13 protein-coding genes and 1 tRNA gene are annotated in these 15,529 nt (G+C 44.8%); 12 read left to right on the top strand and 2 right to left on the bottom strand.

Going from position 1 to position 15,529, the window contains the following annotated elements; genetic code table 11:
- Nucleotides 1-59: 59 nt before the first annotated feature.
- Nucleotides 60-797, top strand: a complete 738-nt coding sequence (locus DLD82_RS15910) for a hypothetical protein (protein ID WP_109942119.1) — start codon at nt 60-62, stop codon at nt 795-797.
- A gap of 29 nt (nt 798-826) precedes the next feature.
- Here DLD82_RS15910 and DLD82_RS15915 read toward each other — a convergent pair whose 3' ends face one another.
- The gene (locus DLD82_RS15915) at nt 827-1,387 is read right to left on the bottom strand and encodes a ferritin (protein WP_245920477.1); all 561 of its coding nucleotides are present in this window, start codon (nt 1,385-1,387) and stop codon (nt 827-829) included.
- Between the two features lie 321 nt (nt 1,388-1,708).
- On the opposite strand from DLD82_RS15915, the gene npdG reads away from it, so the two are divergent.
- The 5 genes from npdG to DLD82_RS15940 all read left to right on the top strand — a co-directional run bounded on the left by npdG (nt 1,709) and on the right by DLD82_RS15940 (nt 5,527).
- Nucleotides 1,709-2,371 carry an NADPH-dependent F420 reductase gene (gene npdG / locus DLD82_RS15920; protein WP_342764576.1) on the top strand — a complete coding sequence of 221 codons (663 nt, stop codon included), beginning with the start codon at nt 1,709-1,711 and terminating at the stop codon, nt 2,369-2,371.
- Between the two features lie 511 nt (nt 2,372-2,882).
- Complete coding sequence (locus tag DLD82_RS19030) at nt 2,883-3,077, top strand: hypothetical protein (RefSeq protein ID WP_219968486.1); 195 nt, start codon at nt 2,883-2,885, stop codon at nt 3,075-3,077.
- 23 nt (nt 3,078-3,100) lie between these two features.
- Nucleotides 3,101-3,526: a P-II family nitrogen regulator gene (locus tag DLD82_RS15930; RefSeq protein WP_109942122.1), complete on the top strand. Its 426-nt coding sequence runs from the start codon at nt 3,101-3,103 to the stop codon at nt 3,524-3,526.
- Between the two features lie 45 nt (nt 3,527-3,571).
- Nucleotides 3,572-4,030 carry a VOC family protein gene (locus tag DLD82_RS15935; protein WP_219968487.1) on the top strand — a complete coding sequence of 153 codons (459 nt, stop codon included), beginning with the start codon at nt 3,572-3,574 and terminating at the stop codon, nt 4,028-4,030.
- A 246-nt stretch (nt 4,031-4,276) separates the two neighbouring features.
- Nucleotides 4,277-5,527: a Glu/Leu/Phe/Val family dehydrogenase gene (locus tag DLD82_RS15940; protein WP_109942123.1), complete on the top strand. Its 1,251-nt coding sequence runs from the start codon at nt 4,277-4,279 to the stop codon at nt 5,525-5,527.
- A gap of 103 nt (nt 5,528-5,630) precedes the next feature.
- Here the strand turns inward: DLD82_RS15940 and DLD82_RS15945 are convergent, their stop codons facing one another.
- Nucleotides 5,631-6,809: a hypothetical protein gene (locus tag DLD82_RS15945; RefSeq protein WP_109942124.1), complete on the bottom strand. Its 1,179-nt coding sequence runs from the start codon at nt 6,807-6,809 to the stop codon at nt 5,631-5,633.
- 281 nt (nt 6,810-7,090) lie between these two features.
- Here DLD82_RS15945 and DLD82_RS15950 point away from each other — a divergent pair.
- The 6 genes from DLD82_RS15950 to rpoA2 all read left to right on the top strand — a co-directional run bounded on the left by DLD82_RS15950 (nt 7,091) and on the right by rpoA2 (nt 15,522).
- Nucleotides 7,091-7,164, top strand: a tRNA-Lys gene (locus tag DLD82_RS15950).
- A gap of 65 nt (nt 7,165-7,229) precedes the next feature.
- Entirely contained in the window at nt 7,230-7,481 is a 252-nt protein-coding gene (locus DLD82_RS15955; protein ID WP_109942125.1) for a DNA-directed RNA polymerase subunit H, read from the top strand.
- 19 nt (nt 7,482-7,500) lie between these two features.
- Nucleotides 7,501-9,057 (top strand): DNA-directed RNA polymerase subunit B'', encoded by a 1,557-nt coding sequence (locus DLD82_RS15960; protein ID WP_181391486.1) that lies wholly within the window; start codon nt 7,501-7,503, stop codon nt 9,055-9,057.
- Nucleotides 9,057-10,877, top strand: a complete 1,821-nt coding sequence (gene rpoB, locus DLD82_RS15965; RefSeq protein WP_109942126.1) for a DNA-directed RNA polymerase subunit B — start codon at nt 9,057-9,059, stop codon at nt 10,875-10,877. Before DLD82_RS15960 ends, rpoB begins: the two co-directional genes overlap by 1 nt.
- A 14-nt stretch (nt 10,878-10,891) precedes the next feature.
- Nucleotides 10,892-13,552, top strand: coding sequence for a DNA-directed RNA polymerase subunit A' (locus tag DLD82_RS15970; RefSeq protein ID WP_109942127.1), 2,661 nt, complete (start codon nt 10,892-10,894; stop codon nt 13,550-13,552).
- Nucleotides 13,553-14,145: 593 nt separating this feature from the next.
- A complete protein-coding gene (gene rpoA2 / locus DLD82_RS15975) occupies nt 14,146-15,522 on the top strand; it encodes a DNA-directed RNA polymerase subunit A'' (RefSeq protein ID WP_394339586.1) in 1,377 nt (458 codons plus the stop codon).
- Nucleotides 15,523-15,529: the final 7 nt, after the last annotated feature.

The following is a 15,529-nucleotide window of genomic DNA, read 5'->3' on the forward strand; positions in this document are numbered from 1 at the left end:
ACCTGCTATTCTATTAGATCTGTGAAAGAGGTTTTTTCATTGAGATTCAACATGTATGTATGGTACCATTACCCTGGCATGTGAAATTGGGATGTACTCTTGTTGGTTGTTCTGTCATTGTTTATCTTCTTAAACTGACCCTGATAGATAATCTCCCGGGGACAATCGAATATATTTTCAATTCAGCCGGATTCCTGTTTATTAATGTGTTATTCGTCACCCTGGTAATCAATGGATTACTATCAAGGCGTGCAAAAAATGAACGGCTTGAAAAACTGAACATGGTTATCGGTATATTTTTTATTGAAGTCGGGAATGAACTCTTAAAACGAATTATCCCTGCTGATAATGACCGGTCAGGTTTTGGGAAATCGTTTTTTCTGGATGGAAAAGAAAAACCTGATACTCTGGCAATGCAGAATGCTGCTACCAATCATTCATTCAGATTAAATCCTGAAATAATTGATTTAAAAGAGATGCAGGACTTTTTACAGGAGAAGCGGAATTTTCTGCTTCGGCTAATGGAAAATCCGGTGATGCTTGAACATCAGAGTTTTACTTTTCTTTTACAGTCCGCTTTTCACCTGACAGCAGAACTTGGTCATCGGAAAGATCCGGATAATCTTACTGTTTCTGACAGAACTCATCTGTCTGGAGATATCAGCCGGGTTTATCAGGCTCTGACGAATGAATGGATTAATTACATGGGATATCTGTATCTTAATTACCCATACCTCTATTCACTTGCAGTCAGAACGAATCCCTATGATCCGAATGTGAGTGTGGAAGTGAAATAACCCGAAATCACGGATATTCATTTAAAAAATTATGGCTTAAGGGTGGCAGGAGGGGTGTATGTCCTTGATGCCAGTTCTTTATCAAGCATGAACAACAACCCAACTCCTTTCTCCTGGCTGATCATGGAGATCTGTTCAAGTATGGTTCTGGCATTATCTTCTTCTTCTACCTGTTCATTGACAAACCACTGAAGAAAATTCAATGTGGCATGGTCTTTTTCAGTAATTGACAGGTTTACGAGGTTATTTATGAGGTTTGTAACTTTTAATTCGTGAGCGAGCTGAGTTTCAAATGCATCTTTTGGATTGTTCCATACACTCTGCGGAGCATCAATTTTTGTCATGACTGCCCGGCCACCCCGGGTGAGAAGATAATCAAAGATCTTCATTGCATGGTCTTTCTCTTCCATTGCCTGTATTCGTTCCCAGTTTGCAAATCCCCGGAGACCTACTGAATCAAACCAGGAAGACATTGAGAGATACAGATATGAGGAGTAAAGTTCTGCATTTATCTGTTCATTCAATGCTTTTTCGACTTTTGGGTTCATGCCGCCCACAGGAGCAGCAGCTACCTTCTTTCTTGGAGGCATGAATGGTTGTTATACGTATAGGTATTTCAAGATGCGTGGATCCCTGATTGAGTCACTAGTCAGTTTCCTTCTAACCTGCTATGATAATATTTTCCATATGTCTTTTAAGAGTGACGGAAGGAAAGGGATTATACCATTCACATAGAAAGATAACTTGTTCGGATATACACCGGACTTTCCCATCCGGTAGAGAATTAGGTCTTTGATGATGGATGGTATCATGAATCATACGTCCATCTTTCATTTGAATGGTGGACCGACATTATTCTTTTACTGAATAATTACCGCTTTCATGGGACAAATTGTATAATCTCAGGTGAAATGATGAAAATTGGAATCATTGGTGGTACTGGTGATATTGGTGAGGGCCTTGCCCTTCGGGTATCAGATAAACATGAAATCATTCTTGGGTCGCGTGATCCTGCAAAAGCTGTTGAATCAGCTGATAAGATAAAAAATACCCTGAAAGAGCGAGGGATAGATGGGAACTGTCGCGGGACTACTAACGAAGATGCGGCAAAAGCTGGTGATATGGTTGTTATCTCCTTACCATTCCAACATGTTGCGCCAACTCTTGCAGGAATAAATCCGGATTGTTTTAAGGACAAGATTGTCATCTCCCCCGTAAACCCGATGGTCAGAAAGAACGGGTGTTTTCTCTATTGTCCTCCTGATGAGGGATCTGCTGCTCTTGCCATCAAAAAAATGCTTCCGGAATCATGCAAACTGGTGACCGCGTTTAATAATATAGCTGCACGAAAATGGTCCATGCTGGATTGCGTACTTGACTATACCGTTGCGGTAACCAGTGATGATACTGATGCAAAAATGCAGGTGATGGCACTTGCTCAGCAGATTTCAAAGCTACAGCCGGTTGATGCAGGTGGGCTTGAGCTCGCCGGTATTGTTGAAAGTCTGACTCCGCTTACGATAAATATCGCTCAAAATAACAAGTTAAAAGATCTCAGTATCTATATGAGATAATAATCCCTTCTTTTCAGAAAAGCAACGTCATATAATTTTACTGTACAGTCCATTATTTCGCGCCAACTCCGTTACATTTATTTTCTGCTTTATTTGGAAATCATTGTTGTCTCTTGCTCAGTTTTTGTAAATATTACTCCTGATGTTTGGATGATGTTTAAATTGCGAATTCCTTCTTAAAAGCAAAAACCTGCGCTAAATTTCTCTCATTGTATTTATTGCGGTTGGAGAATATTATTTGACATATGACAAACTTTATATTCGATGGAAGGTAACTTCTTACTTGTCTGATTATGTCTAATCAGATACAGGTCAACCCGATAGTACTGGTGCCAAGGATTCATTCTGATAAAAGGAGTCCGGAAAAGTACCATCCTGGTTGATTGATAGAATGAGGTAGGTGATAGAGAAAAAACCCGAAAAAAAAAATAAAAAAACAATCGGAGGTTGGACTCTCCTTACTGTTATTTGGTGTGGAATCCGGATAATGTTTCTCCATGGCTGGTTTATCATGTCTATGCGGGTTAACAATCCTTTTCACTCCTTACATCGTATCCGGAGTCCTTTTGATGTAGTGAACCAGCCTGGTCGCGATGGTGACAGAGCAGTGAAAGTGATGCTGATGCCTACAGAGAATTTGCATCAGAAAAAACGTGTTCTGAACTTTAGGATCATTGGGAATGATAAACCCGGGAAACAGGTTTAGTATCTCGTCAGGGGTTCATAGACATGAAAGGATGCATGGTTGTGAAAAATAACGGTTTAAGACGAAAAATGACTGCAATTGTCGGATTTTCTCATCCGAAAAAAACAAGGTGCATTATGCAGCATGTCAAAGCAATACTTCATCCAGAAAGGTTCGATGAAGTGAAAGGTGCTCTTGAAAAAGCCGGATTTAAGGACATGGTTACTGATGAAGTCCATAACCGGAACGATAAGGGCGGAATATTTGTTGAATACAGCCATGGCAATATCATAATCAATACAATCCCCATGAGTGAAATTGAGGTTTTTGTTGATGATACAGAGGTAAAAAATGTTGTTGAATCAGTCAGAAAATTTGCCAATTATGGAAAAATTGGTGGATTTAAGGTCTTTATCTGGCCTGAGGCTGTGTCAAATTCATTGCAACTCTCTGATGAAATAACGGAGTGATTATCAGGAAACTCAAACGAAACGAGTTCGGAATATCTGATGATTATGGAAAACTCACTAATGATTCGGGGTCTTTCAGCGGTTAATTACTTTGTATCTGATGTGCCTACTGCGAAAAAATGGTATATGGAACTACTCGGTGTCGTTCCACACCGTGAAAGCCCGGACTATGTTGAATTTCACATAGGAGCCTCTAAACACGAATTAGCCCTGATTGACAAGAAATACGAATGTAAAAATATGCCTGCTGCCCCTTCTGGTGCTGTTGTATACTGGCACACAGACGATGTGGAGGCATTCATGGAAAAATTACTAACGATGGGTGCAAAGGAACATGAACCAATCCGGGACTTTGGTGGAGGGTACTCAACCGCTTCTGTAGTGGATCCCTTTGGGAATATCCTGGGAATTATGTCAAACCCACAATATCACTCGTTAAATCCTCATCCGCTGGTTCTGCTTGATTTCCATGAAAATCCAATGGAATCTGTTGAAAACGGATAAAAAAGGGAAGAAAAGAGGTGTAATTTGGTCATCCTCTAATCCTCTCTGGTTTCACATCATATTTCTCTCTCACGATATTTATATCTGACATCGCCCTGATGAGAGAAGAGATTTTTTCTGTTTTGTCTGACCTTATCAGAAAGATGTTTCCTATATGTTTTATATTTAAGAATGTTGTATCTGTTTTGTCAAATGTGTTCTATTAAAAAATAGAATATGACAAATAACAGTAACAGGGAGAAAAACATGTCAAAGGTAAACCCGTTTGAGATGGCTCAACAACAACTCCTGGATTGTGCAAAGATCCTCAATCTGGAACAGGGCGTTGTTGACATTCTTTTGCAACCACAGAAACAAATTCAGGTTTCCATCCCGGTCAAGATGGATAATGGCACAACCCGGGTGTTCCAGGGATTTCGTGTTCAATACAACAATGCGCTTGGTCCATACAAAGGTGGTATCCGGTTCCATCCTGATGAAACAATTGATACCGTTCGTGCACTTGCCGCATGGATGACCTGGAAGGGTTCTGTTCTTGGTCTGCCCCTTGGAGGAGGAAAAGGAGGAGTTATCTGTAACCCGAAGGAGATGTCCGAGGGTGAACTGGAACGATTAAGCCGTGGGTACATTCGTGCACTTTGGCAGCACATTGGACCAGACATGGATGTTCCGGCACCTGATGTCTATACCACTGGTCAGATCATGGCATGGATGATGGATGAGTACTCCGTTATCAGCGGAAAGAACCAGTATGGTGTTGTCACGGGTAAGCCGATTGTCGTTGGTGGATCACTTGGTCGTGGAGATGCAACCGCAAAAGGTGGTATGTATACCCTTCGTGAAGCCGCAAAAGAACTCAAACTTGATCTTTCCAAGGCTAAAGTGGCAGTTCTCGGTTTTGGAAATGCAGGAACATTTGCAGCAACTCTTGCCCAGGAGATGTTTGGATCAAAGATTGTTGCAGTTACTGACTCCAAGGGTGGTGTGTATGATGAAAACGGTCTTGACATCGCTGCATTAGCCGACCACAAGAACAAAACACGCTCTGTCATCGGATTTAAGGGATTAAAGACGCTGACCAATGAAGACGTCCTTGCTCTTCCTGTTGATATTATTGTAGCAGCTGCACCTGATGAGGGAGCAATCAACGGTAAGGTTGCTGCAACTATTAAGGCAAAAGTAATCTGTGAACTTGCAAACGGGCCGACAACTCCAGACGGTGATGCAACCCTCCATAAAAACGGTGTTCATGTCATACCTGATTTCCTCTGTAATGCCGGTGGAGTGACTGTTTCGTACTATGAAATGGTCCAGAATATGTACATGCACTACTGGTCCATTGATGAGGTCTATGCAAAACTTGACAAGGCAATGACTAAATCATACCATGAAGTTCTTGCCGCCTCAAAAGAATATAAGATTAACATGCGTCAGGCAGCATATGTTGTTGCAGTAAAACGTGTTGTTGAAGCAATGAAGGTCCGTGGCTGGGTATAATCGCCAATTATATACGTAAACTTTTTTTTGGGCGTGTGTGATTTTTAAATCGTTAAAAATCTGATTTATCAATTATCACACGTTATTACAAAACAAGAAAACCCTATGATCCCGGGGGCTGTTTCTCCGGAGCTGAAAAACAGTACTGCGATAACGTTTCAATGAGTTTAATCGCTACCTGAGATCCCAGTTCAGGTTCAAGTGATTCAAGCCAGACATAAAACCCAACTTTTGGTGGCGTCTTTCGTTCATATTTAAAAGTCCCCTGTCCGTCATAGACCATTTTGTAGTATTCTTTTTTCTGCCTGGGTTTAAGGTAAATGAGCGGACTGTAATCCGGAATATCTGCGGCAAGAATTATCTTTGAAAAGTTGTCATTTAACTCCTGTGCGTTAAAAGATTGATCACGATAGACAAAACGGAACTGCTCACAGAGTCTTTTTACTGTTGAGGGGAATAACCTGCCAAAGAGTATCTTTTTTACGAGGGTATGGGTCCGGTAAGGTGAAGGAAGGTTAATAGGCCCATTGTTATTTCCAAGCTGGGAAAAAACCCAGTCTTTTTCCATGTCATGAAATTGTTTATATGGAAATGGGGCTGCGGTGGTAAGTTCTGTGCAAAGACAGGTCTTTCCTGGAGGGTGATAGGGCTTTAATGATTGTTTGCTCCATGTTCCGGCGATATGTTTCCTGAAATTATCGCATGAGCGTGTGCATATCGAGATATGCTCTTCTGATCCGAGGACCTTTCTTCCTCCTTTGTAATTTGTCAGGGGGAATGAAGTAACCAGAATGAATGTCACCGCCTTCTGGTTGAAAAGGTACCTGATTACCTGTTTTTTGTAATAAATCTCCTGGAGAAAATCCTTTAGATCAGAAGGGGAAGTGACTACTTCGACAAAGATGAGTGATCCGTCCGGTTTAGTCATCAGGAGATCGAATTCTGCGAGGTCCTGACCATTTCCCCGGATGGTGATATCTCCGTTTCTTGAATAAAAAAAGCCATTCTGACCCAGTGCCGGAAAAGGTTTTTTTCCTCTGGCATCCGCTCCTTTCAGAACAACACTCTTTAGTGTATCTGTTTTACTGGCAATATCGAGGAATAGTTCGTAGGTTATCATCTCAAACCATCTTCCCTCTGCGGATCGCATGTAGGATATCTCCTCAGAAAAGAGATTTTTTTTCTCAAGCCTGGAAAGGTGCCGTAAGGCCCGTTGTGCATGTTCCTTCCGTGGCTGACATAGTTTCTGGTGTGACTCTATCCATTCGGCGAGATTATCCATTATTTGTTGACACTATCCTCCATATTCTGCTGATTATGGTATTATAAAAAAAATCATCCTCTGTATTTCTCTCCATGACCGGAGAAGGACAATTCCTTTAAAACTAGATTATAATAATTGATATAGGTTATTCCCGCGCAGCAGGTATTTTTTAACATACGTATGCGTGAATTGAGATCTCTTTTTTTCTCTCAATTTTTTGGCAGGAGTGATGGTGAAACCTGGAAAAATTATATATGGAGCTACATCATTCTAATAGTGCTACAGATCAGTGGCCAACGGGGTTCGTAGCTCAGTTTGGCAGAGCGCCTGGCTTTTAACCAGGTGGTCGGGGGTTCAAATCCCCTCGAGCCCGCTCCACGACAGTTGTGGTCTTTTCGTGCAGACTTTTTACCGAAACGCGTTTCCAGGGGGTATGGCGTGACCGCCGAGCTGAATGTACTGAAACATGAGATGGTGCCAGAGCATAGTATCATGAGCGAAGAAGACGTAAAAAATCTTTTCGCCCGATACCAGATCGGACCTGAGCAACTGCCCAAGATCTATCATGATGATCCGGCAGTGCAGGCAATAGGGGCTAGAATTAGCGACGTAATAAAAATCGTCCGAAAAAGTAGGACCGCTGGCCGTGCAGAAGCGTATCGGCTTGTGGTGAGACGACCCAAAAAATAAATTTTCCGGGGCTGATCTGTTGATAGACCTTAGTATACTTTCCCAGGCTTACTTTTCCCGTGAACACGTTGCCCGGCATCAGTTGGATTCTTACAACCATTTTCTCATTAACAATTTACAAAAAGTCGTTGATGAGCAACGAGTAATCGAAACTGATATCGAGTCAAGAGGAAAAGGGAACGAACCGGTCTCTGTTGAACTTGGAGACCTGAAAATTTTAAAACCGCTTGTCCGTGAAGCAGATGGATCGCAGTCTGAACTGTATCCAGGAGAAGCACGGCTTCGTAACATTACGTATGCAGCACCAATTCAACTAGGTCTGACCCTTGTCCAGGGAGGTGTCAGGCATGAACCGGTTATTGCAACAATCGGGCAGCTTCCTATCATGGTGGGCTCTGTTGCCTGTAACCTGTATGGAATGACCGATGAAGAGCGGACCACTCATGGAGAAGATCCTCTGGATCCGGGCGGATATTTCATCGTTAATGGAACTGAGCGTGTGCTCATGACTCTTGAGGATCTTGCTTCAAACAAGATCATGACCGAGTACACCGAGCGGTATAGTGAGCGTATCTATGTTGCAAAGGTGTTTTCCCAGTTCCGTGGATATCGTGCTCTGGTCGTTGTTGAACGAAACAGAAAGAATCTTCTTGAGGTAACGTTCCCGTCCGTTGCTGGGCATCTCCGGTTCGTGGACATGATGCGTGCCCTTGGTATGACAAGTGATGCAGATGTTGTCCGGGCTGTCTCTACCGATGAAGAGATCCTCACATTCATGATGCAGAATCTTGAAGAGAGTGAGTGTGAGACCGTGGAGTGCGGTGTCATGTATGTCGGTAAAAAACTCGCTCCGAACCAGACCCGTGATTATCAGCGAAAACGTGCCGAATTTGTTCTTGATAACTATCTCCTGCCTCATCTGAATTATCTGATGCCAAGAATCGTGAATGAGGAAGATGAAGAGTGTATGAAGATTGTCCACTCGGTTCGTCTTGCAAAAGCACATTTCCTTGGGCGAATGGCTGAAGCCTGTTTTGACCTGGTGCTTGACCGACGTCGTATTGATGACAAAGATCATTACGCAAACAAACGGCTCAAACTTGCCGGAGACTTAATGGAAGATCTCTTCCGTATTTCACTCAACCGACTTACCCGTGATATCAAATATCAGCTTGAACGGGCCAGCATGAGACACCGTGATCTTTCCATTGCAACGGCAGTCCGTGCGGATGTTCTTACCGAGCGTCTGCTTCATCCGCTTGCAACCGGAAACTGGGTCGGAGGAAGAACTGGTGTTTCACAGCTTCTTGACCGGGTTGATCACATGAGTGTTCTTTCACACTTACGAAGGGTCATATCCCCGCTTTCAAGATCTCAGCCTCACTTCGAAGCTCGTGATCTTCATCCGACACAGTGGGGACGTATATGTCCAAGTGAGACTCCGGAAGGACCAAATTGTGGTCTGGTGAAAAACTTTGCCCAGATGGTTGAGATAAGTAAAGGTGTCCATTCAGATGATGAAGTTGTACGGATGCTCTATGGAATGGGAGTAGAGAGAATAGGAGTTGAAATCTGATGATCTCTTCACAGTCCCGGGTTTTTGTTGATGGTGCTCTCATTGGTCTTGTAGATGACCCCCGCGAACTTGTTGGGAAAATCAGGGCAATGAGGCGTCAGGGCGTTATCTCGACCGAAGTGAACTGCTCTTATAAAGAGTTCAACGGCGACGTTATCATTCATACCGATCGTGGCCGGGCCCGAAGACCTCTCATCGTCCTGCAGGACGGAGTTCCGATAATCCCTGATGAAGAAGTGCAGAAACTTAAAAATAAAGAGATTGAGTTTCCTGATCTTATCAAAAAGGGATATATTGAACTTATCGATGCAGAAGAGGAAGAAGATCTCAACATTGCAATAAAACCGGAGAATATCACTCCCCTGCACACTCATCTTGAGGTTGATCCTTCTCTTATTCTTGGAATCGGTGCTGCCCACGTCCCGTTCCCGGAACACAATGCATCTCCCCGTGTTACCATGGGAGCAGGAATGGTCAAGCAGGCACTCGGATTTGGCTGCGCAAATATGAAACTCCGGCCGGATACCCGTGGTCACCTGCTTCATTATGTTCAAAAACCTCTCGTATATACTCAGACCTCTGATGTAATCGGGTCTGATGACCGGGCAGCAGGACAGAATTTTGTTGTTGCCATCCTTTCTTACGAGGGTTATAATATTGAAGATGCTCTGATTTTTAATCAGGCGTCTATTGACCGGGGTGTCGGACGTTCACACTTTTTCAGGACATATGAAGGTGAAGAGCGTCGGTATCCTGGTGGTCAGATTGACCGTATTGAGGTTCCGGACGAAGATGTAACCGGAGCTCATGGTTCTGATTATTACTCCAACCTTGATGACGATGGAATCATCAATCCGGAAACCATCGTGAGGGAAAAGGACGTTATCATTGGAAAGACCTCTCCACCCCGGTTCCTTGAAGAACCGACATCAGAACTTATAACCGTAGAAAAGCGTCGTGACACGTCGGTTACCATGCGTTCCAATGAACACGGTATTGTTGACACGGTTATCCTGACCGAAGGAGAAAATAATTCCAAATTGGTCAAGGTCAGAACCCGTGATCTCCGTGTTCCGGAAGTCGGTGATAAGTTCGCATCCCGTCATGGTCAGAAAGGAGTGGTAGGTCTCATCACTCCGGCAGTTGACATGCCATTTACTGCAGCGGGCCTGACACCGGATCTTGTAATTAATCCCCATGCAATTCCGTCCCGTATGACCATCGGTCACATGCTTGAGATGCTTGGAGGGAAAGTGGGTTCCCTTGAAGGAAGGCGTATTTCGAGTACTGCATTCTCCGGTGAACGTGAAGAGACCCTTCGTGCCTCCCTGAAAAAGTTCGGGTTTTCACACACCGGACGTGAAGCAATGTGGGATGGCATCACCGGAAGACGGTTCTTTGCAGATATCTATGTCGGTGTCATCTACTATCAGAAACTGTACCACATGGTTTCATCCAAGATGCATGCCCGTTCCAGGGGTCCGGTGCAGGTTCTTACCCGTCAGCCGACTGAAGGTCGTGCCCGTGAAGGAGGTCTTCGTTTCGGAGAAATGGAGCGTGATGTGATGATTGGTCATGGAGCAGCCATGGCTCTCAAAGAACGTCTGCTCGAAGAATCTGACAAAGTATCCGAGTTTGTTTGTGCAAAGTGTGGAATGATCGCCATGCTGGACCGCAAGCAGAATATCACCCGGTGCCTGAATTGTGGCAGTGAGACCGATATCTACCCGGTTGAAATGTCCTATGCGTTCAAACTGCTCCTCGATGAGATGAAGAGTATGACCATCGCTCCCCGTCTCAAACTTGAGGATGTTGTTTAAGGAGGAGAAGAGTAATGCCAAGTCCTAAACGGATCGGGAAGATTGAGTTTGGTCTCCTCTCCCCGAAAGAGATTCGACAGATGAGTGTCCGCAAGATCATCTGGGCGGATACCTATGATGATGATGGATTTCCCTATCCCCAGGGTCTTATGGATCTCCATCTTGGTGTTATTGATCCAGGCCTTCGATGTAAGACCTGCAGTCAGAAATCAGGAGAATGTCCTGGTCACTTTGGTCACATCGAACTTGCAAAACCGGTTATCCATGTGGGGTATACCCGGCTCATCAGAAAGTTACTTCGTGTAACCTGCCGTGAGTGTGGTCGTCTGCTTCTGTCTGATGAAGAAATTGAGAAGATCATCGGGCCGGAAGAAGAGATGGGCACAGACTCTGTCAGTGAAAAGGATGTGAAAAAGGAGCGTATCTGTCCTCACTGTGGTGAACAGCAGCTCAAAATCAACTTTGAAAAACCTACCACCTTTGCAGAGATTACAACTGATGACCGTGGTAAGAAAGTTGAAAACAAACTGACTCCTGCTGACATTCGTGCACGTCTTGAAAAGATCCCTGATGATGATCTGCAGAAACTCGGGATTGTCGGAGAGGTAGCCAGACCTGAATGGACCATCATGACGGTGCTTCCGGTTCCTCCGGTTACTATGCGTCCTTCTATCATCCTGGAAAATGGTCAGCGTTCAGAAGATGATCTGACCCACAAACTGGTGGATATCATCAGGATTAATCAGCGGTTTAAAGAAAACCAGGATGCAGGAGCTCCGCAGCTTATCATCGAAGATCTCTGGGAACTGCTTCAGTACCATGTTACTACCTATATAGACAATGAGGTTGCAGGTTGTCCTCCGGCACGTCATCGGTCCGGGCGTCCGCTCAAGACCTTATCCCAGCGTCTGAAAGGAAAGGATGGTCGTTTCAGAGGAAGTTTGTCTGGTAAACGTGTGAACTTCTCATCACGTACGGTTATCTCACCAAACCCGAACCTCTCGGTAAATGAAGTGGGTATTCCCCAGAAGATTGCAAATGAGATGACCATTCCGGTGCAGGTTACCACCTTTAATATCGAAGAGCTTCGCCGGATCGTTCGTGTTGGACCTGAACGTCCGGATCTCAAAAGCCCGTGCGGTGCAAATTATGTTATCAGACCTGACAAGCGCCGTATTCGTCTGGTAAAAGGGACCGGTACTGAAGACGGAAACCTCGACTTTGTGGCAGATCAGATTGAAGTCGGGTGGATAGTAGAGCGCCATCTTCGTGATGGAGATATTGTGCTCTTTAACCGTCAGCCCTCTTTGCACCGGATGTCCATCATGGCACACTGGGTCAGACTTATGGATGGGAAGACCTTCCGTCTTAATCCTGCAGTCTGCCCGCCATATAACGCGGATTTTGATGGTGATGAAATGAACCTGCATATCCCGCAGACTGAAGAGGCCCGTGTTGAAGCGGCCATGCTTGCTGCGGTGCAGGAAAACATTCTCTCACCCCGGTTTGGTGGTCCGATCATCGGTGGTATCCACGATCACATCTCCGGAATATTCCTTCTGACTCATCGGCTCAGATGGTTTACCAAAGAAGAGACCATTGATCTTTTAAAGAACAATCATGTTGACCGGCTTGGAGAGCCCGGAAAAGTTGAAAACGGTATTCCATACTGGTCAAACAAGCAGATATTCTCAAAAATTCTCCCTGATGATCTGAACATGGTATTCCGTGCATCATCATGTATCAACTGTGATGAATGCAAGCGGGTAAACTGTGAACGAGATGCGTATGTGCAGATTATCGACGGTGAGTTGATCTCCGGTGTTATTGATAAAAAAGCCGTTGGTGCATTCGACGGAGCAATTCTTCACCGGATTATCAGACAATATCAGTATACCCGGGCAGCTCAGTTCATCGATGACATGACCCGTCTTTCAATCCGTGGAATTATGCATGACGGGTTTACTTTCGCAATCGATGATGAAGATCTCTCAAAGAGCGATTACGGCCAGATCAAGGAAGTTCTTCATCGTGCTGCACAGGATGTAGAGCGTCGTATCCAGATCTTTGAAGATGGTCAGTTAGAGCCAATGCCAGGTAGAACTCCCGAAGAAACCCTTGAGATGCAGATCATGCAGGTACTTGGAAAGGCTCGTGATAACACGGGAGAGATTGCAGGCCGTCACCTTGGTCTGTCCAACTCTGCAGTGGTCATGGCGGTTTCCGGTGCAAGAGGTTCAATGCTGAACCTGACCCAGATGGCTGGTTGTGTCGGACAGCAGGCAGTTCGTGGTGAGCGAATCATGCGAGGGTACGAAGACCGTACACTCCCGCATTTTAAGAAAGATGACCGGGGCGCAATGGCTCACGGGTTTGTTATGAATAGTTACAAATCCGGACTGGACCCGACTGAGTTCTTCTTCCATGCAATCGGAGGACGTGAAGGTCTTGTCGATACTGCAGTCAGGACATCCCAGTCTGGTTACCTCCAGCGAAGAATGATCAACGCTCTGCAGGATCTCAAAGTTGCGTATGATATGACGGTGAGAACCACCGGTGGCAGAATCATCCAGTTCGAATATGGTGAAGATTCTACCGATCCAATGAAGAGTTCCTTTGGTGAACCGGTGGATGTCGAAGGAATAGTAAGTAACATCCTCAAGGAGGAAATTTAATGGAAAAGTTAAATGTTCCATCTGAAGCAGCATCAAAAGTCCTCCGGTATTTTGAGGAACATAAGGTAAAACGCAAGTTTCCGGATGACATCCCTGAGCATATCCGCGAAGTTCTCATCGAGATGGTTGAGTACCGGATGAAGGAGGAAGATGCGGATGCTGAAGATACCATCGATGATCAGACATTTGTTGCAAAGATGGAAGATCTCATTCACGCGGAAAAATTCTATGACTGGCTGACGGAGAGTTTTACTCCCCTGGTGGTTGAATCTGAAGAAGAACCTGAGGAGGAACAACCCGGTCTTCCCCAGACCATTATCACTCCGACTGCCCGTCCCCGTCTCACTCCTCTTGATAAAAAGTCCATGGAAGTCAGGGAATTTTTCTCTGATCACCAGATGAACCCGGATAATCTTGATATCATTCCTGAAAAGGTCGAAAAGATCTTAAAGGAGCGTATCAAGGATATTAAACGGGATGAAAATCCGAATTTCCGTCTGACTCAGAAGCAATACACGGTATTTCTGACCGATCTTCTCAAAAAAGGAGATTTTGAGTCCTGGGTTATGCAGACATTTCCTCTTCCTGTCGATATGGAACAGGAGGTCTTCACTGTCCGCAAAATAGTCCCTGAAGAAGAGATTAAGATTCCGGACTGGGTTGATGCAGTGGCATTTGAAGCCCTTAACCGGTTTGAACAGGACAAATTCCGTGCATTACTTCGTGATCACCTTGCCCCCCTGACCGATCTTGTTGAACATGAAGAGGTCATCGGGCGGTTATCAAAACGGTTTTTTGAACTGATTGCCATAGGTCTCCCTCACCGGACCAATACAACTCTTGCCCGGATTATTATCTCACGCGAGACCGACGGACTTACTACCCCGTCACGGATCGTTTCCGATGAGGATTATGCAAAGATCCTTGCCCAGATGGTTAAGGAGTACAAACATACCCGGATTGAACCGTGTGAAGCAGTCGGGGTTGTCGCAGCCCAGTCGATTGGTGAACCAGGTACCCAGATGACGATGCGTACCTTCCACTACGCTGGTGTCGCTGAAATTAACGTAACGCTCGGTCTGCCACGTCTGATTGAGATCATGGATGCGAGAAAGGAACCATCCACTCCAACCATGACCATCTTCCTCCGGGAAGGGTATTCCACTGACCGTGATAAGGCCAGACAGGTATCATGGCAGATTGAAGCGGCCCCTCTCCAGGAGTTTGGGGATATTACCACCGATATGGCAAATATGCAGATCGTGGTTCATATCAACAAAGCGGTCTGTGACAAACGAAAAATCTCTGTTCGTGACATCCTGGAAATCGGACCGAAAAAGATACGTGAAAGACGGCACTATCGTGATTTTGATTATGAAACTAATGAATCTGAAGGATTACTTGTGTTCCTTCCCAAGGACCGGGGAAGTTATCAGAACCTGTTCCAGCTGAAAGAACATGTTCGGAATGTCATTGTTCAGGGTATCGATGATATCGAGCGTGTGGTGGTCAGGAAAGAATCCGGTGAGTATATTCTCTACACTGAAGGTTCAAATTTAAAAGACGTCTTTGCAATTCGTGGTGTTGATACAACCAGAACCAGGACAAACAACATTAATGAAATTTCCCAGGTCCTGGGTGTTGAAGCAGCCAGAAATGCAATCATCAATGAAGCTCTTGCAACCTTATCTGAACAGGGTATCATGGTTGATGTGCGTCATATCATGCTGGTTTCTGATATGATGTGCATGGAAGGGGAAGTAAAACAGATCGGTCGTCATGGTATTGCCGGTGAAAAAGAGTCTGTTCTTTCACGAGCAGCATTCGAAGTCACCGTGAATCATCTCCTGGATGCGGCAGTAGCACACGAGTCAGACATACTGTGTGGTGTTACTGAAAATGTCATTGTGGGTCAGCCGATCCAGCTCGGAACAGGGGATGTTAAATTAGTAGTAAAGCAGAAAGTATAGGGGTATC

It is taken from the genome of Methanospirillum stamsii, assembly GCF_003173335.1.
In the GTDB taxonomy this organism is placed as follows: Archaea; Halobacteriota; Methanomicrobia; order Methanomicrobiales; family Methanospirillaceae; genus Methanospirillum; species Methanospirillum stamsii.